At 65.9% G+C, this 20,973-nt stretch carries 16 protein-coding genes; 15 read left to right on the forward strand and 1 reads right to left on the reverse strand.

Annotated elements, in window-relative coordinates:
- The first annotated feature begins 262 nt into the window (after window positions 1–262).
- From VN706_11750 to VN706_11790, 9 genes are all read left to right on the forward strand, one after another.
- Window positions 263–664 (forward strand): BlaI/MecI/CopY family transcriptional regulator, encoded by a 402-nt coding sequence (locus VN706_11750; GenBank protein HXT16298.1) that lies wholly within the window; start codon window positions 263–265, stop codon window positions 662–664.
- Entirely contained in the window at window positions 661–2,307 is a 1,647-nt protein-coding gene (locus VN706_11755) for a M56 family metallopeptidase (GenBank protein HXT16299.1), read from the forward strand. The genes VN706_11750 and VN706_11755 overlap by 4 nt, the downstream gene beginning before the upstream one ends.
- A 26-nt stretch (window positions 2,308–2,333) precedes the next feature.
- The gene (locus VN706_11760) at window positions 2,334–6,038 is read left to right on the forward strand and encodes a carboxypeptidase regulatory-like domain-containing protein (protein ID HXT16300.1); all 3,705 of its coding nucleotides are present in this window, start codon (window positions 2,334–2,336) and stop codon (window positions 6,036–6,038) included.
- Window positions 6,038–7,321, forward strand: a complete 1,284-nt coding sequence (locus VN706_11765) for a hypothetical protein (GenBank protein HXT16301.1) — start codon at window positions 6,038–6,040, stop codon at window positions 7,319–7,321. Before VN706_11760 ends, VN706_11765 begins: the two co-directional genes overlap by 1 nt.
- Window positions 7,322–7,328: 7 nt before the next feature.
- Window positions 7,329–8,585 (forward strand): hypothetical protein, encoded by a 1,257-nt coding sequence (locus tag VN706_11770; GenBank protein HXT16302.1) that lies wholly within the window; start codon window positions 7,329–7,331, stop codon window positions 8,583–8,585.
- A 2-nt stretch (window positions 8,586–8,587) separates the two neighbouring features.
- Complete coding sequence (locus VN706_11775) at window positions 8,588–9,901, forward strand: hypothetical protein (protein HXT16303.1); 1,314 nt, start codon at window positions 8,588–8,590, stop codon at window positions 9,899–9,901.
- A gap of 59 nt (window positions 9,902–9,960) precedes the next feature.
- A complete protein-coding gene (locus tag VN706_11780; GenBank protein HXT16304.1) occupies window positions 9,961–11,208 on the forward strand; it encodes a hypothetical protein in 1,248 nt (415 codons plus the stop codon).
- Window positions 11,209–11,215: 7 nt separating this feature from the next.
- Window positions 11,216–12,517, forward strand: a complete 1,302-nt coding sequence (locus VN706_11785) for a hypothetical protein (protein HXT16305.1) — start codon at window positions 11,216–11,218, stop codon at window positions 12,515–12,517.
- A gap of 150 nt (window positions 12,518–12,667) precedes the next feature.
- The gene (locus VN706_11790; protein ID HXT16306.1) at window positions 12,668–12,883 is read left to right on the forward strand and encodes a hypothetical protein; all 216 of its coding nucleotides are present in this window, start codon (window positions 12,668–12,670) and stop codon (window positions 12,881–12,883) included.
- A gap of 31 nt (window positions 12,884–12,914) precedes the next feature.
- Here VN706_11790 and VN706_11795 read toward each other — a convergent pair whose 3' ends face one another.
- Window positions 12,915–13,217, reverse strand: coding sequence for a DUF4160 domain-containing protein (locus VN706_11795; protein HXT16307.1), 303 nt, complete (start codon window positions 13,215–13,217; stop codon window positions 12,915–12,917).
- A gap of 94 nt (window positions 13,218–13,311) precedes the next feature.
- Between VN706_11795 and priA the strand changes: the two genes are divergently transcribed.
- From priA to VN706_11825, 6 genes are all read left to right on the forward strand, one after another.
- Complete coding sequence (gene priA, locus VN706_11800) at window positions 13,312–15,567, forward strand: primosomal protein N' (GenBank protein ID HXT16308.1); 2,256 nt, start codon at window positions 13,312–13,314, stop codon at window positions 15,565–15,567.
- Window positions 15,568–15,893: 326 nt separating this feature from the next.
- Window positions 15,894–16,964 (forward strand): hypothetical protein, encoded by a 1,071-nt coding sequence (locus tag VN706_11805; GenBank protein ID HXT16309.1) that lies wholly within the window; start codon window positions 15,894–15,896, stop codon window positions 16,962–16,964.
- Between the two features lie 312 nt (window positions 16,965–17,276).
- A complete protein-coding gene (locus tag VN706_11810; protein ID HXT16310.1) occupies window positions 17,277–17,678 on the forward strand; it encodes a BlaI/MecI/CopY family transcriptional regulator in 402 nt (133 codons plus the stop codon).
- Entirely contained in the window at window positions 17,671–19,368 is a 1,698-nt protein-coding gene (locus tag VN706_11815) for a M56 family metallopeptidase (protein ID HXT16311.1), read from the forward strand. Before VN706_11810 ends, VN706_11815 begins: the two co-directional genes overlap by 8 nt.
- Window positions 19,369–19,400: 32 nt before the next feature.
- Window positions 19,401–20,522, forward strand: coding sequence for a hypothetical protein (locus tag VN706_11820; protein ID HXT16312.1), 1,122 nt, complete (start codon window positions 19,401–19,403; stop codon window positions 20,520–20,522).
- A complete protein-coding gene (locus tag VN706_11825; protein ID HXT16313.1) occupies window positions 20,519–20,935 on the forward strand; it encodes a hypothetical protein in 417 nt (138 codons plus the stop codon). Before VN706_11820 ends, VN706_11825 begins: the two co-directional genes overlap by 4 nt.
- The last annotated feature ends 38 nt before the right edge of the window (window positions 20,936–20,973 follow it).

Consider the following 20,973-nt stretch of genomic DNA (forward strand, 5'->3'; position numbering starts at 1 on the left):
TGGTCGCGCCGAGACGCCACTAGAGTCAAAAACAGTTACCACGGACCAACGTCGGACGATCACGGACCGGCACGGAACGGCGTTAACTGCCGTTAACTGCCGTTGACTCAAAACGCTGTGTCCAACTGATCCGCTGTTGTCCGATCATGTCCGTGGTCGCTGTGGTGTTCTTTTTTTGCCCGCGGAAAATTTTCTCTTGACAAACAGTCTCAGATGCGGAATAATCCGCACGTAGCGGAAAAACCCGCATCTGAGGTTTTGCATGCCCAAGCGCAGTGCCGCGCTTCCGGCGCTCTCGCGCCGCGAACGGCAGGTCATGGACATTCTGTTCCGCCGCGGTGAAGCCACCGCCGCGGACGTCATGAACGACCTTCCCGATCCGCCCAGCTATTCCTCGGTGCGGTCGATTCTTTCGATACTCGTCGAGAAGGGACACGTGCGGTATCGCGAGGAAAATCTTCGCTACGTGTATCTCCCGGCGGCGAGTCCGGAGCACGTGCGCGAGGAAGCGTTGCGCCACGTCATCCGCACCTTTTTTGACGGGTCGACGGATCAGACCATCGCCGCGGTGTTGCGGATGTCGGACAGCAAGCTGAGTGACGGCGACATCGCGCGGCTGCAGGAACGCATTCGACGCGCGCAACAGCGCGAGGAGGACGAATGAGACTCGATCTGCTCGCGCCGCTGGGTCCCGTGGCGATCGTCATTCTCAAGACGACGCTGCTGCTCGCGCTTGGCGCGACTGGCGACCGGGTGCTGCATCGCGCACCGGCCGTGGCGCGGCATCTCGTGTGGCTTACCGCGATCGTCGGTGCGCTCCTCGTGCCCGTGTTCGACCGCTACATGCCGATGCGCGTCGCTGTGCTGCCCGCGCCGATGTCGACGCTCGTGTCCGCGACGGCGAATGGCGTCGGCGTCTCATCGCTGCCGAACGCCGACGGTGCGCCGCCGGCGAGCGATGCATCACGTTCCGTCTCGGCTCGCCTGACTTCATCCACGCACAATCATCTGAGCATCACCCGTGTCTTGTTCTTCGCGTGGTTGATCGGCGCGCTGCTGCTGCTCGTGCGACTGCTCGCCGGACTGGCGACCGTTCGCCGGCTCATTCATCGCGCGCAGCCGCTGGAATCTACGGAGTGGCTACACGCGCTCCACGATGCCGCACGGCGGCTCGGCGTCGACGAATTGCCCCGTCTCGTGATGAGCCCGGACGTCGAGATGGCGTTCACGTTCGACACGCTTTCGCCGGCGATCGTGCTGCCTGTATCTGCAAAGGAGTGGACCGGAGAACGGCGCCGCGCGGTGCTCCTTCACGAGCTCGCCCATATTCGGCGTCGCGATCTCCTGGGCCACGGCATCGCCGCACTGGGTTGCGTGGCGTACTGGTTCAATCCATTCATCTGGACCGCGGCGCGCAAACTGCGTATCGAGAGCGAGCTCGCGAGCGACGAGATGGTGCTGCGCGCCGGCGTGCGTCCCAGCGAATATGCGCAGCACCTGCTCGACATGGTCACCAGCTTCGGTCGGCGCACGCCGTCGGTGGCGCTCGCGATGGCGCGGCCCAAGGAGTTCGAGGGGCGGCTCGTCGCGATCCTCGACCCGTTGCATCGCCGATCGACCGTCGCGTGGCCGCAGCGCGGCGCTGTCGTGGCGCTGTTTTCGATCATGGCGGTGAGCATCGGCGCCGCGGCGCCCGTTCGGCGCGTGGCGAAGACTCTCGTGGTAGAAGCACCGCCGGCCACCGCGTTACGAGACACGCCGGGCGACGCGAAAGCCGCGTCGCCGGGTCAAGACGCAGCCGTGACGCCACGCGACGTGCGGTCGCCACGCGCGCGTTCGGCGGGCCACACTTCACAACTCTCTCATTACGCCATCGCCTCACTGCTGCGCTTCGGCCCCGGTGGCATCATCAATCCGATGTTGATGCTCCTGCGCGATGCCGACTCCCTCCAGCTCAGCGGACCGCAAGCGGACAGCATCGCCACGCTCAACCGGAAGTACATGATCCGGCTGAACGAGATCTGGTCGCCGGTGTCGGCGTACTACTCCGTGCACTCGGGCGATGGTGATAGTTCTCTAAACAATCCCGTTCCGGATGCGCCGGCCCGCACGGTGCGTGCGCTCGACGAGCTGGTCCCGGCCTTGGCCGGACTCCTGTCGTCACGCCAGCGAAGTTTGCTCCCGCCCGCCATTCGGTCGTATCTCGATCCCGCGAGCATCTCGTCTGCGACCGCGGGTCCCGATGGCGTATTCGTGCCTGCCGACCAACTCATCGGACTTCGCGGCCGAGCGAGAGGCGGGGGATGATCGATCGATTCCGGGGTACGCTCGCAATGGCTCTTGTCATTGCGACGGCCGCGCTCACGCCTAAATCCGCCCTCGGCGCCCAGCAAGCCGACGTCATTCGCGGCCGAGTGAGCGCGTCCGGTACCGACGAGCCGCTGAACGGCGCGACGGTGATCGCGACGACGCTCTCCGGCGGCGTCAATCGCACCGGGCGCACCGATCGCAACGGGCGCTACACGATCACGTTCCCGGGCGGGGAGGGTGACTACTTCATCACCGTGCGCGCGATCGGCTACGTGCCGCGGCGCTTCGAGCTCAAGCGTACGGCTGATGAGGATATTCTCATTGGGGACGTCCGGCTGACGCTTTCGTCTTCAACACTCGACACCATGGTCACGCTCGGCAAGCGCGACCGGCCGCAGCGCACCGACAGCGCGAGCGACATCAGCGGGCTCGATCGCGTCGTGAACACGTCCAACGTGGCGATCGAGAATCTCGGCAACCTGACGGTGATGGCGGCGACGACGCCGGGTTTGCTCTTCATCCCCGGCGTCGACGGCGATCCCTCCGGCTACTCGGCGCTCGGCCTCGATCCAACGCAGAACTCGCTGTCGCTCAACGGCATGAACAGCGTTGCCACCGACCTGCCGCGCGACGGTGACTTCACGGTGAGTGTCGCGCTGTCGCCGTACGACGTATCGCAGGGCCAGTTCAGCGGCGGCCACACGAACGTGCGAATCAGTTCCGGATCGAACTTCATTCGGCGCACCGGCAGTCTGCTGCTCAACACGCCGCCGCTCGAGTGGACGGACCGTGTGGGGCACTCGCTCGGCCAGGAGTACACCAACGCCAATCTCGGCGGCGGCATGTCGGGACCAATTCGCTTCGACGAAGCGTTTTACAACTTCTCATATCAGCTCGGCCGCTCGTCGAATGACTTGCACACGCTGCTCAACACCGATCCGCTCGGACTGCGCACCGTCGGGATTTCAACGGACTCGGTCGCGCGGCTCGTCGGCATTCTCGGCAACGCACGAGTGCCCGCGACGGTGGACCGCTTTCCGAGCAGCCGGCTGGGCGATCAGGGAGTGGTGCTCGGGAGCTTCGACTTCACGCCGCCGACGTCCAACAGCGGACAGGCGTTCAACGTCACGATGAACGGCGCGTGGAATCGCATGTCGCCGGCACAGTTGTCCACGACCGGCGTGCCGTCGTCGGCGTTCGACAACACGAGCTGGAACAGCGGGGTTCAGGCGCACCATTCGGCGTACTACGGTTTCGTCCTCAGCGAAAGCGGCCTTTCGGCGTCGGCGGCGCGGCGATTCTCGACGCCATACCTCGATCTGCCGTCTGGGCGGGTCTTGGTGGCCTCGACGTTCGACGATGGCACGGGCGGCGTGACCCCGGTGTTGTTCGGCGGCGCGTCCACGGAATTCCGGTCGACCACGACGGTGCTCGAGGCGACGAACCAACTGTCATGGTTCAGCGAAGACAACAAGCATCGCGTGAAGTTGACGACGGACCTGCGCCGCGACGGGTACGACGCCGACCAGGGATCGAACACGCTCGGCACCTTCACGTTCAACTCGCTCGCCGACCTGGCGGCTGGACGTGACGCGTCGTTCACGCGACAATTGTCGACGATCAGCTCGCACGAAGGCGAATGGCTCGGCAGCGTCGCGCTCGGCGACGCGTATCGCCCCACGCACGATCTCCAGATCACATATGGCGCGCGGCTCGACATGAACCATTTCGTCGACTCGCCGGCGGCCAACGCGGACGTGAGCCGCCTATTCAATATCTCTAATACCGCGCTGCCGAGCCGTGCCGTCGTCAGTCCGCGACTCGGATTCGCGTGGACATACGGGACGACACCCGAGATCGCGGCCTTCAGCGGTGCGGCGCGGGCGCCGCGCGCCGTGGTTCGTGGCGGCATCGGTGTGTTTCAGGGTACGCCGAACCCGTCGCTCGTGAGCCAGCCGTTGGTGACGAACGGACTCGCCACAGGCGTTCAGCAGGTGAGCTGCACCGGCGCAGCCGCGCCGGTCCCGAATTGGAGTGCATTCGCGAACACCGCGAACATTCCAAGCGCCTGTGCCGACGGGACGACCGGTACCGCGTTCGCGAGCTCGGCGCCGAACGTCACGCTCTTTTCGCCGAACTACGCGGCGCCGCGCAGCGTGCGCTCAAATCTTCAGTGGAGCGGCGCGGTGCTGGATAATCGCGCGCTGCTCACCATCGGCGGCATCTATTCGATCAACCAGCAGCTGCCGGGATTCGTCGATCTCAACCTGCAGCCCACGTCGCGCTTCACACTGGCCGACGAGGCGCGGCGCCCGGTGTTCGTCGATCCGTCGAGCATCGTGCCGGGGACCGGCGCGATCGCGCTGCGCGATGGGCGCGTCGCGGCGCAGTTCAATCACGTGACCGAGCTGCGCTCGGAGCTCTCTTCGACAACTCGGCAACTGCAGTTCTCGCTGGTACCCGTTGGCGCGAACACGCACTACACGTGGGGAATTACCTACACGCTGAACAGCGTACGCGAGCGCACGAATGGATTCTCCAGCACCGTCGGCGATCCGTTCGCGATCGCGACGGGTCGGGCGTCATTCGATTGGCGGCATCAGCTTCAAGGGAACGTCGGGTATAACCTGTTCGACGTCATCCGCCTCAACTGGTTTCAAACTTTTCTGTCCAGGTTGCCGTACACGCCGGTTGTTGCGGGCGACGTGAACGGCGACGGGTATGCGTCGAACGATCGCGCATTCGTCTTCGATCCAGCGCATGCCTCGGACCCCGCGGTCGGCGAGGCGATGTCGAGTCTCCTGGCGAACAGTTCGCCCGGCGCGCGAAGCTGCCTGACTCGCCAGCTCGGCGCGCTCGCGGCGCGCAACAGTTGCGAGGCACCGTGGACGTCGACCGCGACGCTCCGGGTGGACTTCAATCCGATCGCCGTGCGGATGCCAGAGCGTACGATGCTCAGTTTCTCGATCTCTAATCCGCTCGCCGGCGCAGACCTGCTGCTGCACGGCCAGAATCACATTCACGGCTGGGGACAGTTCGTCCTGCCCGACAATCAGTTGTTGTACGTGCGCGGGTTCGACCCGCAGGCGCGGCGATTCACCTATCAGGTGAATCCACGTTTCGGCAACACCAGCCCGGCGGCGAGCGCGCTGCGCAGTCCCGTGGCGATCACGGCGCTCGTGCGAGTCGATCTCGGCCCGACGCGCGAGCGCCAGGCACTCACACGCACGCTCGATCAGGGACGCACCACGGCGGGACCAAAGGCCACTGCCGCCGAGTTGCGGGCGATGTACGGAATGGGCGGCTTGATCAATCCCATGGCGACCATTCTGCGCAGCGCGGACACGCTCAAGCTCACCGGACCGCAGGCGGACAGCATCGCGACGTTGAATCGCTGGTATCTCGTGCGACTCGATTCGATCTGGGGGCCGGTGGTTCGCACGTACGCATCGCTGCCGGAGCGCTACAGCCAGCACGATGCGTACGTGCGATACGTGCACGCGCGCGAGGCATCCGTCGATCTGTTGATCAAGCTGGCACCGATGCTCAGCGGCGTGTTGACGCCGGCCCAACGGCGCAAGCTGCCGCCGTTGACGGCGTCGCATCTCGACAAACGGTTTCTCCTGGCGGTGCGATCCGGCACCCCGAATCTCTCGGCGCCGGTGTTCCCGCCGCCGGCCGGCGTGGCGGCCGAGCGTGGCGGTGGACGGGGCGGGGGAGGTCGCTGATGCGGCCGATTCCAGTTCTCTCATTGGCGGTGTGCGTCGCGGCCGGCGCTCGTGCGCAGCAAGCGCCTGCGATTCGACAGATCGGGAAACTCGAGGCCGTATCGGCGGACTCCGCCGGCCTGGCGAGCGTCTTCTCCGCGGTCGGCCTCACCGGCAACCGAATCTTGGTCAACGACGTCATCGCGCGTCGGATCGTGCTCCTGGATTCGACGCTCGGCCATGCCGTCGTGGTTGCGGATACGACGAGTGCGACCGCCGACGCATACGGGCAAAGCCTAGCTTCGCTGATCGGATATCGCGGAGACAGTGCGCTTCTCATCGTCCCCTCGACGTTGTCGATGTTCGTGATCGGTCCGACCGGAAACATCGCGCGGACGATGGCCATTCCGCGCGCGCGCGACGTCGCGGGCCTCAAGCCGGGTCGATGGGCGGCGCCCGGCATCGATTCGCGCGGGCGGTTGATCTATCTCGGTCACGCGAGCGGCTTGCCCGGCGTGATTTCGCTGTCTGGCAAACTCCAGGTCTATGCGGATGGAGCCCCGACGCCGATCGGCGAGTCGCTGTTGCAACAATTACGAACGTCGGACACCGCGGCCGTCGTGCGAGCCGACCCGGCGACCCGATTGCTCGACACCGTCGCATGGGTGAAGACGTCGAACTATCGTCGCGGCTTCAGGGCGGACGCGCAGGGATTCGTGACGGCGATGACGTTGACGCCGGACGCATTGCCGCTCATCGACGAGTGGACGGTTCTGCCCGACGGCACGCTGGCGATCGTGCGTGGACGCGACTTTCATGTCGACTGGGTCGACCCGGCGGGGCGCGTGACGTCGTCGCCGAAGATCGCGTTCGATTGGCGGCGTGTGGATGATGCGCAAAAGCGCGCCCTGATCGATTCGGTCGTCGCGCATTGGCAGGGGCAATTCGACGAGGACGCGCGTCAACAGAGCGGTGCCTCAGGGAGCTCGGGCCGTGGACGCGGCGGCGCGGAAGCGATTCCGACGATCGCGCTGGCCGAGTCGACCGCGGAACTGCCCGATTATTTGCCGCCGTTCTCCGATTTCTCCATCCATCCCGACAGCGAGGGCAACGTGTGGATCCGCACGACGACCGTCGTCGACGGCAGACCGGTCTACTACGTGGTGAACAGGAGCGGTGCGCTCGTCGATCGCGTGCAGCTGCCCGCGTTTCGCGAGATCGCCGGGTTCGGGAATGGCGTACTCTACATGACGTTCGAGGATCGCACCGGGCGTGTGCACCTCGAGCGGGCGCGAATCCATTGAGGGTGTTATGAGAATACTCATCACGGCCGCCGTCGCCTTCGCCGGCGCGGCGCTCGGTGCCCAGGCGCCGCCGCCAGTGCGGCAGATCGGCCGCCTGGAGCACGTCACGACCGATTCGCTGGCCAGTATCGCGTCGGCGCTCGTGATGCCCGACGGCGGTGTGCTCGTGAACGATCGCATCGCCCATCGCGTGTTGCGGTACGATTCGACGCTTGCGCACGCGACCGTCGTTGCCGATACGACGGCCGCCACGGCGAACATCTACGGACAACGTCCGGCCAATCTGATCCATTATCGCGGCGATAGCGCGCTGTTGATCGATCAAACGTCGCTGTCGATGTTTGTGATCGGACCGCGCGGAGCGGTTGGACGAGTGATGGCCATTCCACGCGCCAACGACGCGCAAGCGATGATCGCCGCCGGCAGCGGCGTCGACGCGCGCGGACGGCTCATCTACTCCAACGCGCTGAGCCTGTTGCCCGGCATTCTCATGCTCGGCCGCGGGGATCTCATTCTCAAGGACCAGATGACGCGCTGGGCCGAGCGGACGGATTCGGCGCCGCTGCTCCGCGTCGATCCGCCGACGCGGCAACTGGACACGATTGCGTGGCTTCGAATACCAAAACTCGATCGTGAGCTGAAACTCGACGACGCGGGACACTTGACGTCGATCGTCAACGTGCCGGATCCGCTGCCGGTGGTCGATCATTCGATCGTGTTGCACGACGGTACCGTCGCGATCGTGCGCGGGCGCGACTATCACGTCGACTGGCTGGGCGTTGACGGAACATGGAGCTCCACGCCGAGGATGGCGTTCGATTGGCGGCGTCTGGACGACGCGCGCAAGCAGGCGTTGATCGACTCGACCGTCAAGAGCTGGCAGGCGCAGTACGATCGCGTCGTGAACGGTGGCGGACGGAGCGGTCGAGGCGGCGGCGACCTCGCGCCGATTGTCGCGGTCGCACCGCCGCTCTCGAGCGTGTTCGATTACGTGCCGCCGTTTCCGTCGCAAGCCGGTGGGCCAAACCTGATCAACTCCGGTCCGATCCTCAACGCGGACGCGGACGGCAATCTGTGGATTCGAACGACGAACGTCGTCGCCGGCCGGCCGGTGTTCGACGTCGTCAGCCGGCGCGGCGAAGTGATCGACCGAGTGCAGTTGCCGGCGTTTCGCAGCCTCGCGGGGTTCGGCCCCGGCGTGATTTACATGGCGGTGAAGGACTCCGCGGGAATCGTCCGGCTCGAGCGAGCGCGGATCAGGTGACCATGCGAAAACTCGCACGTATGGTGGTGAGCGGATTCGCGAGTGCCGCGTTGCTTGCGATCGAGGCCGGTGCGCAACGCCCCGCGGTTCGCCAGCTCGGGCGGCTCGAGCACGCGACGCATGATTCGCTCGCCAGCGCCGCGAACGCGCTGCAACTCCCTGGCGGCCGAGTGCTGGTGAACGACATCACCGGCCGCCGGTTGCTGCTGTTCGACTCGACGCTCGCTCATCCGATCGTCGTCGCCGATACGACGGGCGCGACATCCAACGCGTATGGTCGCGATGCCGGCACGCTCGTCCGCTATCGCGGCGACACGTCGATCTTCGTCGACATCGCATCGCTGTCGATGCTCGTCATCGATCCGTCGGGAAAGATCGTACGTGTGAAGGCGGTGCCGAATCCGGACGAGGCGCAATTTCTCATCGGGAGTGTGTTCGGTCTGCCGGGCTTCGACGCCGCGGGCCGATTGATTTATCACGGGCCTGCCGGGATGGAAGGCACGTTCATCCTGTGCTGCGTCGAGCGTCCCGCGCGCATGGGTGACGGATCGCAGCGCTCGCGGCCCGTGCCGAAGCCGGACAGTGGATTCCTGGTGCGTGTCGATCTCGAGACGCGCGCTTCCGATACACTGACAGCCATCAAGCTCGAATGGGAGAAGCAGCGCATTCGGCTCGACGAGCAAGGGTACGTGCAAGCGATCGAACGCGTGCGCATGCCGTACCCGTATGTCGATGCGTGGGCGGTGCTCATCGATGGTTCGCTCGCTGTCGTGCGTGGTCGAGACTACCACATCGACTGGCTCGGCACCGACGGCCGATGGAGCGCGTCGCCGAAGCTCACGTTCGACTGGCGTCGTGTGGATGACGCGCGCAAACTCGCCGTCATCGACTCGAGTGCAAGAGCCGAGCAGGCGATCGACGAGCGTCTCAATACCCGGTCGGCTGCGCGCCCCGGCGGTGGCGGCGGTGGGCGCGGCGGCGGTGGCGGAGGTGGCGGCGGTGCGCGGCCCGGACGCGGCGGCACTCCGATTCCCGAAGTGACCGCGCGCGCCGACGTATCGGACGTCCCCGACTACGAGCGCCCGTTCGAGGAAGGCGGCGCGATCGCTGACGCGGACGACCATCTCTGGATTCGCACGACCGCCATGGCGGACGGCCGGCCGGTGTATGACGTGGTCGATCGTCGCGGCGAGCTGGTCGATCGCGTGCAGTTGCCGGCATTTCGTACGATCGCGGGATTCGGTCCCGGTGTGGCGTACACGGCGGTCAAGGACCCGGCCGGTCTCGTCCATCTCGAGCGGATTCGTATCCACTAGGGCCTGATATGAGAATGCTCATTACAGCACTCGTCATGGCTCCCGCGCTAAGGGCGCAGATGCCCGCCGTTCGCCAGATCGGCCGCCTGGAACACATGACGACGGATTCGCTGGCCAGCGCCACCGGCGCGATTCCGCTGCCCGATGGCCGCGTCCTGGTGAACGATGCGCGTGGCCGGCGGCTCCTGGTCTTCGATTCGACGCTGTCGCACCCGATCGTCATTGCCGACACGACGGACGCCACGTTGGAGGCGTACAGCCGGCAGGTCGGCTCGTTGATTCACTTCCGCGGTGATTCGGCATTGTTCGTCGACGTCGGATCGCTGTCGATGATCGTCGTCCGCCCCGACGGCCGGCTGGGGCGCATCCTTGCCGTGCCGCACCCTGATGACGCGCAGCATCTGTTCCCGGTTTTTGGACTTCCCGGATTCGACGTGCACGGCCGTCTCGTCTATCACACCGCCGCTGGACCGGAAGGCATCGTCGTGCGGTGCTGTATTGGCACGTTGCGCGCGACGGACGCGAGCGGCCGCGCCATGACCGGCAAGCAGAAGATTCCAAAGCCGGACAGCGCGTTCCTGGTCGCGGTCGATCTCTCCGCGCGCCGCACGGACACGATCGCGGCGATCAAGATCGCATACACGCCACAGCGATTCGTGTTCGACAACGACGGATACAACACCGCGATCGAGCAGACGTACCGTCCGCTCCCCGTCGTCGACGCGTGGGCGGTGCTGAGCGATGGGACCGTCGCGATCGTCCGCGGGCGGGATTTTCACGTCGATTTCCTGGCGGCCGGCGGTCGCTGGACGTCTGCGCCGAAGCTGCCGTTCGATTGGCAGCGACTCGACGACGCGCGCAAGATGGCGATCATCGACTCGGCGACGAAGGAAGATCAAACGCGGAGGGACAGCCTGGCGCGCCGGCGTGCGACTCAGTCTGGGCCGGGACGCGGCGGCGGTGGACGCGGCGGCGGAGGGCGTAGTGGCGGCGTCGGCAGTGGGATGGGCGGCCAAGAAGTTCCAGGAATAATCGTCCGCGCCGAGATCCAGGACGTGCCCGATTACGTGCCGCCGTTCGGAGCGAACGCGGCGTTCGCCGACATGAACGACAACCTGTGGATTCGCACGTCGACGCTCGTCGGTGGTCGACCTGTGTACGACGTCGTGAATCGACGGGGCGAACTGATCGATCGGGTGCAATTGCCGAGCTTCCGCACGATTGCCGGGTTTGGCCGCGACGTCATCTACATGGCCGTGCAGGATCCGACCGGAGCCGTTCACCTCGAGCGTGCTCGCATCCATTAAGGGCAATATGAGATTGCTAATTCTTGTCATTGTGCTGACGGCATCGGCAGCGGACGCGCAGGCGCCGCCGCAAATTCGCCAGATCGGTGTGCTCGAGCACATGACGCCCACGTCTATGGTTCTCGCGAGCGTGACGAATGCGCTGGCGATGCCCGGCGGACGCGTGTTGATCAACGACACGCGCGGCCGGCGAGTGCTCCTGCTCGATTCGACGCTCTCGCGCGCCACCGTCGTCGCCGACTCGACGGATGCCACGGCGAACACCTACAGCTACAGCTGGTCGACGCTCGTGCGCTATCGTGGCGACACCGCGCTGCTCATGGTGCCATCCTCGCTGTCGATGTTCATCATCACGCCCGCCGGCGTTCTCGGGCGCATCATGGCGATGCCGCGTCCCGAAGAAGCGCCGATGCTCGCCGCGAGCTGGGGCGGCGTGTCCGCGTTCGATCCGCGCGGACGACTCGTGTACTTCGGCGGGCGCGGCGTGCTTGGCGGTGTTCTGACGCTGCGCACCGGCATGCCGCTGGTGGAGAACGGCAAGCTGACCGAGGTCGGCGCGATGCTCAATCACAACATGCCCGACTTCCTGCGGCCGGACGGTGTGCGGCTCGATTCGAGCGTCATCGTACGTGTCGATCCGCAGACGCGCGGGCTCGACACACTCGCGTGGCTTCACATTCCGAAATTCCGCAGGCAAATCAAGCTCGACGAAACCGGCTCGGCGAGCGCGATCGAGACGACGCCCGATCCGATGCCGATCATCGACCAGTGGATACTCCTGCGCGACGGGACGCTCGCCGTGGTGCGCGGCCGCGATTTTCACATCGATTGGCTCGATCCATCGGGCCACTGGTCGTCGTCGCCGAAAATTCCGTTCGACTGGCAGCACGTCGACGACGCACGCAAGCGGCAGTTGATCGACTCGGCGGTCGCGCAACGGCAAGACCAATATGAGCGTGTCGCCGGCGGCCGAGGCAGCGGTGCGGGTCGCGGCGGCGTCGCGGGTCGGTATCCGTCGCCGACGCCAAACATCGCCGTGCGGCCGGGGCTCGCTGAGGTGGCCGATTATGCTCCGGCGTTCGGCGAGCATTCGGTCGAGAGTGACGAGGACGGCAATCTCTGGATTCGCACGACGCAAATCGCGGACGGTCGCCCGGTGTACGACGTGGTGAATCGCCGCGGTGTGGTAATCGACCGCGTCCAATTGCCAAGGTTTCGCAGTGTGGCGGGGTTCGGGCCCGGTGTGATCTACATGGCGGTGATCGATCCCAACGGAGTGGTGCGGTTGGAGCGGGCGAGACTGCGCTAGCGCTGCGCCATTCGCCGCGCGTTGTTACTCCGTTGAAGCGGCGCGTTTCCGCGGCCTTCCACCTTTTTTTCCATTCGCTCGAGCAGCCGCAGCTTTCGCGTCCGACGTCGACCCACCCGCGACGCGAGCGAACTCACGCGCGGCGAGTCTTTGGCCGATCGCCTCGACGACCAGCGCCGGCACGCTGTAGTCGGCGTCAAGTGCCTCGAAATGCAGGATGTTGCCTTTACCGATCACTTCGATGTCCGCGATCTGTTCGGGCTCGGCCTCTCGAATCTCTCGGAGGCGGGCGATCGGCACGCCGACGAAAAACCCGTTCGTGAGCTCTATGACGATGCGGTGCCGGTGGGCATCGTAGCACGCTGAGGCCGCGCGCGGCGACCCGGTCTTGAATCGTCTAGCCATGAATCTCTCTCCAACGCTTCAGCAGTAGCGCCGTGTGCTCGGTGACGATCTGCTCGGCCTTTCGCACGTCTCTTGGCTTCATGCCATCAACCCGCATCGTTGTCTGGCACTTGCGTTCCTGTACCAGTTGAATGACCGCAATCCCGTCGGCATTTACCACATGCACGTGAGGGGGCGGATGTTCGCGCGGCGGAAACAGAACGAGAACGCGGAAGCCGCCGAGACGCAGCACAGCCGGCATGATATATAACCCAACGGTTGGGTTTATACAAGAGAGGAACGTCGGGTCGCGCATGATCCGTTCTGCGCGCGACGCGATCGGACCATGACCCAAAGAGGCGCGGGGAGGCATACGATCGCTCGGTGCCCCCGCGTTAACTTGCTAGGCCATGCTCGTCGACGTCGCCCTCCCGTTGCCGCTCTTCCGCAACTTCACCTACGAAGTCGACGACGCCGACGCGCAGCGCGCGCGCATCGGGATGCGCGCGGTCGTGCCATTCCGCACGCACAAGGAAGTCGGCATCATCGTCGGAGTCGGCGAGCCGAAGGAAGGCGTCAAGCCAAAACGCGTCCAGGCGCTCCCTGACGCCGAGCCCGTGATGAGCGAGCGCATGCTCGCGCTCGCGCGCTGGCTCTCCGAGTACTACATCGTCCCGCTCGGACTCGCGCTTCGAAGCATGCTGCCCGCCGCGCTCTCGTCGCATGCGACGCCCGAACCCGTGCGCCGCACGCGCCGTGTCGCCGAGTTGCGGCGCGATCTGCCGTCGCTCATTCACCGTGAGCGAATCTTCGCGCGCGCGCCGCAGCAGCGCGCACTCTTCGAGCTCATCGAGTCGCTCGGCGGACGCGTCGCGGTCGAGCATCTCACCGATCGACTGAGCTTCTCGCCGTCGGTGCTCAAGGCGCTCGTCGCGCGCGGCATCGTGTCGGTCGAAACCGAAGTCATCTCGCGCGATCCATTCGCGTGGCGCGCGGTGCAAGCGGCGGCGCGGCACGAACCGTCGGCGGCGCAACGCGACGCGATCAATCGCCTGCACACCGGCGCTCCCGGTGAGGTGTTCCTGCTGCACGGCGTCACGGGCAGCGGAAAGACGCTCGTCTACATCGAGTTGCTGCGCCGCGTGGTGCTGGAGCAGGGGAAGTCGGCGATCGTGCTGGTGCCGGAGATCGCGTTGACGCCGCAGACGGTGGATCGTTTTCGCGCCGTGTTCGGCGACGAGATCGCCGTGCTGCACAGCGCGTTGAGCGACGGCGAGCGATACGACGAATGGCTCGCCCTGCGCGAGGGACGCAAGCGCATCGCCGTCGGCGCACGCTCCGCCATCTTCGCGCCGCTCGCCAACCTCGGCGCCATCGTCGTGGATGAGGAGCACGAGTCGAGCTACAAGCAGGGCGAGACGCCGCGCTATCACGCTCGCGAAGTCGCGATCGTTCGCGCGCGCGCCGAGGGCGCGATCGTGGTGCTCGGCAGCGCGACACCGAGCCTCGAGAGCTGGACCAACGCGCACGGCGGAAAGTATCAGTTGCTCGAGCTGCCCGATCGTGTCGGCGCGGGCAAGCTGCCGAAAGTCGACGTGATCGATCGCCGCGACGCCGGCAAGGCGAAGCGAGAAGCCGAGGACGCGGGTTCCTGGCTGCGGCTCGTGATCAGCGAGGAGTTGGAGCGCGCGCTGTCCGATCGGTTGCAGAAAAAGGAGCAGAGCATTCTCCTGCTCAACCGCCGCGGGTACGCGAGCTTCGTGCAGTGCGGCGCGTGCGGCTTCGTCGAGACGTGTCCGAATTGCTCGATCAGCCTGACGTATCATCGCACGCCGGAGCGGCTCATCTGCCACTACTGCCAGCACGCGCAGCCGCTGCGCGACGTGTGCCCGCAGTGCGCCGGGACCGTGTTGCGCCAGCGCGGGTTGGGTACGCAGCAAGTCGAACGTCTGCTGGCGGACCGCTTCTCGAGCGCGCGCATCGCCCGCATGGACGTCGACACGACGAGCGGCAAGTGGGCGCACGCCGAGATTCTGGATCGCGTTGCGAGCGGGGAGGTCGACATCCTGCTGGGTACGCAGATGATCGCCAAGGGTTTAGACTTTCCTAATGTGACGCTGGTCGGCGTGGTGGACGCCGACGTCGGGATCAATCTGCCCGACTTCCGCGCGAGCGAACGGTGCTTTCAGCTCCTGAGCCAGGTGGCGGGCCGCGCGGGACGTGGTCCGAAGGGCGGCCGCGTGTTCATTCAGACGCGCGTGCCGGATCATCACGCCGTGCGATGCGCGGTGTCGCACGACTACCATACGTTCGCGCGGCTCGAGCTGGATGGGCGGGTGACGCCCGCGTATCCGCCCAACGTGAGGCTGGCGAACGTGGTGTTCAGCGGCAAGACCGAGGCGGGAACCGCCGCACTCGCGACGGCGGCGACGACGTGGCTGCACGGCTTGCTTCGCAAGCGACCGATGGCGGGCCTCTCGATCATAGGACCGGCGCCGTGCCCGGTGGAGCGGATCAAGAACCGCTGGCGCTGGCACGTGCTGCTCAAGGCGGAACGCGCCGCGGACCTCACCCGGCTCGGCCGCTATTTCCTGGAGCGCTTCCCCGTGCCGAAGGACGGAGAGATGCGCGTCACCCTCGATCGGGACCCCGTGGCGCTGCTCTAGCTGCTCTTCAGGCCGCTTCAAAAAAGTTCCCAGATTACAAAATCTTAGTGCGTCGCTGTTCGTAAACATCTAGCTAACAGTTTCTGTACGCCGTAAAATCGGCCCCCATGCGCGGGCGTTGAGTTGCATTGCGTTGCACGCGCGCGAGGCGGAGCGAGCCTCACAAAGTCCTGGAACGTCGCGGTCGGAAGACTGGCTGGCGAAGGCGCCACCGATGAACAACTGAAACACCCAGTGTGTGCTTGACCATCACGATGCCGTGGTGTGCTTGCTTGCGTGCGTCGCTTACGACTGCACGCGTCATCGTTCGCAGGAGTAATCCGCAGATGCATCATCGTTCCCGCCCCCGCCCCCGCCCCCACGCCGCGCGGTTTGCCGGCGCCATCGTGTCCCTGATGTTCCTTGCCGCGTGCTCGGAGAAATCGCCGAGTCCCGTGGCGCCACCTGCGCCACGAGACATCTCCGCCACGTTCGACAAGGGGAATGGGCAAGGCAACGACAATGACGAGGTGCTCGATCACGCGATCATTCACCCGACGATCGACGGGATGGATGCATTCCGCGCGAGTCACGGCAACGCGGCCACCGGAGCGGCGGCCACCGCCGGGGCGAATCTCACGTATCACGGCGGTGTGGGCGGTATCGGCGTCGAAACGTCGCCGCGTGTGTACGTGGTCTTCTACGGCTCCCAGTGGAGCAACGATCCGTCGGGCGAAGCAACGCTCGTTCAGAATTTCCTGAGAGGCGTCGGCGGCAGCAGCTGGTTGAACAGCGTGACGCAGTACTGCCAGGGCGTCGCGGTGGGTACGGTGCAATGCGGCTCGTCGGGCACGCACGCCGGAAATCCCGCGAACATTCTGATCGGTGTGTGGTTCGACAACGCCTCCGCGGCACCGCGGCGTCCCTCGCAGTCGCAGCTCGCGGCCGAGGCGGTGCGTGCGGCGAATCATTTCGGGAATACCACGGCGTCGAGCAACGTGAGCTCGCAGTACGTCATCGCCACGGCGCATGGTGCCAACTCCTCGGGCTTCGGTTCGCAGTATTGCGCGTATCACAGCTCGACGTCGTCGACGGCCGGCAACGTCGCGTACACGAACCTGCCGTACATCACGGATGCGGGTGCCAGCTGCGGCGCCAACTTCCTGAACATGGGCGCGAACGCGGGGGTCACGATCGTCGGCGGTCACGAGTTGGCCGAGACGATCTCCGATCAGTTCCCGAACGGCGGCTGGCTGGACAGCAGCGGTGCGGAGAACGGCGACAAGTGCGCGTGGATTTCATCGGGCCAGGGCGCGTCGGCGAAGATCACGCTCAGCACGGGAACGTTCCCGGTGCAAACGCTGTGGAGCAATGCGTTCAATGGTGGGGCGGGTGGGTGCGTGTTGTCGTACCCGTAACCACGGACGCCGGCGGACGAGCACAGAACGGCACGGAGACGGCGTTCACCGTGAACTGCCGTGTCGTGTGAATGAACTGTGACGGAACTTGAATGAACGGTGAACGACGGCGAAAGAACGAGACCCTCAGGATGCTTCGGAACGCGAAGCATCCTGAGTTTTTTTCAAATGAATTCACGTGCAACGCACGTGCTGACGCCGTCTCCGTGCCGGTCCGTGGCCGTCCGCTCCTGGCCGTGGTCAGGCGGCTTCGACCCGAAGTACGACGACTCTCGTATTGACAAGTACGAGAGCCGTCGTAGATTGCGTCACATGTCCGCCCACCCCGTCCCCACGCCCGCCGAGCTCGAGCTCCTGCGCCTGCTGTGGCGTCACGGGCCCCAGACCGTGCGCGACGTGCACGAGCGCATCAAGCGACGGCGCGACATCGGATACACGACGGTCCTCAAGACGCTGCAGGTCATGGCGGAGAAAGGCTTGGTCACGCGCGACGAATCGTCGCGCTCGCACGTGTACGCCGCGGCCGTGCACGAAACGGCCGTGAAGCGGCGCTTGGTGAGCGACCTGGTCGAGAGCGCCTTCGACGGCTCCGCCGCCGGTCTCGTGATGCAAGCCCTGTCCACGCGGCGTGCATCGCCGGAAGAGATCAAGGAAATCCGCCGACTGCTCGACACGATGAAGCGCCGCGAGGAAGAGGAGGAGCGCGATGATTGACGTCATCGGTTGGACGCTCGTGCATGCCGCGTGGGAAGGCGGTGTGATCGCCATCGTGGCCGCCCTCGCGCTGTGGATGACGCGACGCGCGTCCGCGGCCACGCGGTATCTCATCGCGCTCTCGGCTCTCGGCCTCATGGTCGCGGCGCCGGTCGCCACGACGCTGTTCACCATTCATCGATCGGCGCCGCTCAACGCGGAACGTGGGCCGTTCGCGATCGATGCAACGCCGGCTGTTTCGTCGGCGGCTCCCGCAGCATCCACGATGCGCGTTGCGGTGCAGCGCACGCGGGCGGCGGCATCGCCGTCGCTCACGTCGCGCGCCGGTTCGCTGCGCGTCCACATCGACCGCGCACTGCCGTGGCTCGTCGCCGCGTGGCTGCTCGGTATCGCCCTCTTGTCGCTGCGCACATGCGTCGGCGTCATGCATGTCTGGCGGCTCGGACACCGCGGTATCTCGGCGGTCGCCGGCGAGCTCCGCGAAGTCGCCGGCGAGCTTGCCCAACGACTTGGTATTCGCGCCGCCGTTCGCATTGTCCAGTCGGCGCGCGTCGACGTGCCGATGGTCGTCGGTTGGATCGAGCCCATGGTCCTGGTTCCAATCAGCTTGCTCGCGAGCGCGGCACCGGCGCAGCTCGAGATGATGATCGCGCACGAGCTCGCGCACATTCGCCGGTACGATACGATCGTGAATCTCGCGCAGACGAGCGTCGAGACGCTGCTCTTCTTTCATCCGGCGGCGTGGTGGACGTCGGCGCGGGTTCGCGAAGAACGTGAGAACTGCTGCGACGATCTTGCCATCCTCGTCTCGGGCGCCGACCGTGTGCGATACGGAACGATGCTCCTCATGCTCGAGGAGTCGCGCGCCAGTCTCGCGCTGTCGGCGGCGGCGAACGGCGGACCGCTCAGGCGCCGCGTCGAGCGCATCATCCTCGGACCGAATTCGCGTGTGGAGCTCGGCGGATCGTGGTTCGCGGCGGTCGCAACGCTGCTCGTCGTGCTCGTGATCGCCGTGCCGCGCCACGCGCCCGCCGCGTCGGTACCCGCGCCGGCATCAGCGACATCAGCGGCATCAGTACCATCGGGGCCATCGGGGCCATCGGGCCGATCGTCGGCAGCATCGCCTTCGTCGATGACATCGCCGATCGCCATGCATGCGACGCCAGTCGTTCAACACCCTACGCGGAGTACACCCATGCCACGTCGCTCACTCGCCCTTGGCGCCGCGCTCACACTCGCGGCCACCGCGGCCGGCGCGCAGCGCGTCCCGAACATCTCCGGCCGCTGGGTGTCGTACGACTCGGTTAGCGGGAAGCCGCAGGAGACCTACACGCTCGAGCAGACCGATCGCGCGTTGAAGTTCGTCCAGGACTCGGGCTCGATCACGTTCGAGATCGCCGAACCGGACAGCGCCGGCGCGCTGCGCGTGCGCGGGCCGATCGCGGGAACGATGATCATCAAGGGCGTCGAGTATGCCATGACCGTGACACGCGACACCGTCGCGCTGAATGCCCAGTGGAGGAGCGGCCACGTTGACTTCGCCTTGGCGGCGGGGCCGAAGTCTGGTCTGATTCAAGTCAACGGCCGAATGACGCTATGGCTGGACACGAACGGCGATCTCCTCGTCGTCACCGAGACGCCGCAAGACAACGGACCCGTCAAGCGCAGCGTGGCGCGGTATCACCGCTAGCATCCTTGGTCACGCCCGGCGAAATTGCGGGCGTGGCCACCTTCTCGCCTCCCGACTTCTCTGATTCGCGCTTTGCCAACGTTCCCGACGCGCGATTCGTTCCCGCTCCCGTCGACGGCGTGCTGCCCGAGGGCTTCTTCTCGACCACCAACCTTCCGACGTTCGTTCGCGTGAACGGGCAGTGGGTCGCGCCGCGCGAACCGCGCATGGATTCCGGCCTGGTGCTCATGCGCGACGGCACTGTCTACGTTCGCGAAGGGCGCCGCCTCAAAGCGGGCGATCTCGTCGCGGTCGGCGACAAGGAAGACGGCAGCCAGGGCATCTTCGTGCAGACGCACATGGTGCCGCACGGCGTCGATCCCGACGCGTTCACGTTCATGTCGAGCGAAGTCTCGCGCGAAAAGCCGATCGACTACGCGAACATGGCCAGGCTGCTCGTCGAGGAGAAGGAGCGGGGCGGGTACCCGGTGTGGGTCACGGGGCCGGCGCTCGTTCATTCTCGTGCACGCAGCGACATGAGCTGGTTCATCGCGAACGGCTACGTCGGCGCGCTGCTCGCCGGAAACGCGGTCGCGGTCCACGACATTGAAGCGTCGATCTACGGCACCACGCTCGGCATGACGGGTACCGGGGAGATCACGCAAGGCGGTCACGGACTGCACATGCGCGCCATCAACATGGTGCGCGCCGCCGGGTCGATCGCGAACGCGGTCGAGAAGGGCATCATCACCGACGGCATCATGTATTCGTGCGTCAAGCACAACGTGCCGTTCGTGCTGACCGGCTCCATTCGCGATGACGGACCGCTGCCCGGCGTCATCACCGACATGCTCGCGGCGCAGGATGCCATGCGAGTGCACGCCATCAAGGCGACGTTCGCCATCATGATCGCGACGGCGTTGCACGCCATCGCGACGGGGAACATGCTGCCCGCGTTCGTGCAGCAGGACGACGGGATGATGCGCGAGCTGCCGACGATCTGCGTCGATTCGTCGGAGTTCGTTGTCAGCAAACTCAAAGACCGCGGTACTCACCAGGCGTTCGGTGTCGTCACGAACGCCCAGGACTTCATGCACATTCTCAGATTGTACGTCGAGCGCGAGCTCGAATCGCGCGCGATTGCCGGCGGTACGTCGCAGCCCGCCGCGCGATGACCGGCGTCCTGACCGAAACGCGTGAGCGTTTTCTAAAGACGATCGCCGCCCAGGTGCCGGCCGAGCGAATCGCCGAAGTGCACTTCTTTTCGCCGATCAAGCAGGGCGGAGTCGAGAGCGGCGTCGCGGTGGTCGCGGCGTGGCCGGAGGCGACGCCTGATGACGCCGGCGCCGCGAACGTTCGTCCGGTCGTGTACACCGCACGCTATCGCCTGACGCTCAAAGGTCCCGATCGCGGTAAATGGGAGTCAAACGTCGTCGCCGAGGCGGACGCGCCGCTCGTCACCGTGGACGCGGTCGTCCGCGGCGTACAGCGCCGCGCCGGCGACGTCGACGAGCCGACGCGCATGGACGGCGACGAAGTTCGCGCGTTCATCGACGCGATCGCCGCACGGGGACAACCGGCGGCATAACAGGAGCAGCGGCGGTACCGGTTGGCGTGGAGCATTGC

The sequence above is a fragment of the Gemmatimonadaceae bacterium genome, assembly GCA_035606695.1.
GTDB lineage: Bacteria > Gemmatimonadota > Gemmatimonadetes > Gemmatimonadales > Gemmatimonadaceae > JAQBQB01.

What these genes read in the sequence shown, in the direction of transcription:
- VN706_11825 (HXT16313.1), top strand. Translation starts at nt 20,519, where the DNA reads ATGACCGGCGTCCTGACCGAAACGCGTGAGCGTTTTCTAAAGACGATC.
- priA (HXT16308.1), top strand. Translation starts at nt 13,312, where the DNA reads ATGCTCGTCGACGTCGCCCTCCCGTTGCCGCTCTTCCGCAACTTCACC.
- VN706_11795 (HXT16307.1), bottom strand. Translation starts at nt 13,217, where the DNA reads ATGCGCGACCCGACGTTCCTCTCTTGTATAAACCCAACCGTTGGGTTA.
- VN706_11770 (HXT16302.1), top strand. Translation starts at nt 7,329, where the DNA reads ATGAGAATACTCATCACGGCCGCCGTCGCCTTCGCCGGCGCGGCGCTC.
- VN706_11760 (HXT16300.1), top strand. Translation starts at nt 2,334, where the DNA reads ATGGCTCTTGTCATTGCGACGGCCGCGCTCACGCCTAAATCCGCCCTC.
- VN706_11815 (HXT16311.1), top strand. Translation starts at nt 17,671, where the DNA reads ATGATTGACGTCATCGGTTGGACGCTCGTGCATGCCGCGTGGGAAGGC.
- VN706_11755 (HXT16299.1), top strand. Translation starts at nt 661, where the DNA reads ATGAGACTCGATCTGCTCGCGCCGCTGGGTCCCGTGGCGATCGTCATT.
- VN706_11775 (HXT16303.1), top strand. Translation starts at nt 8,588, where the DNA reads ATGCGAAAACTCGCACGTATGGTGGTGAGCGGATTCGCGAGTGCCGCG.
- VN706_11810 (HXT16310.1), top strand. Translation starts at nt 17,277, where the DNA reads ATGTCCGCCCACCCCGTCCCCACGCCCGCCGAGCTCGAGCTCCTGCGC.
- VN706_11780 (HXT16304.1), top strand. Translation starts at nt 9,961, where the DNA reads ATGCCCGCCGTTCGCCAGATCGGCCGCCTGGAACACATGACGACGGAT.
- VN706_11765 (HXT16301.1), top strand. Translation starts at nt 6,038, where the DNA reads ATGCGGCCGATTCCAGTTCTCTCATTGGCGGTGTGCGTCGCGGCCGGC.
- VN706_11805 (HXT16309.1), top strand. Translation starts at nt 15,894, where the DNA reads ATGCATCATCGTTCCCGCCCCCGCCCCCGCCCCCACGCCGCGCGGTTT.
- VN706_11750 (HXT16298.1), top strand. Translation starts at nt 263, where the DNA reads ATGCCCAAGCGCAGTGCCGCGCTTCCGGCGCTCTCGCGCCGCGAACGG.
- VN706_11785 (HXT16305.1), top strand. Translation starts at nt 11,216, where the DNA reads ATGAGATTGCTAATTCTTGTCATTGTGCTGACGGCATCGGCAGCGGAC.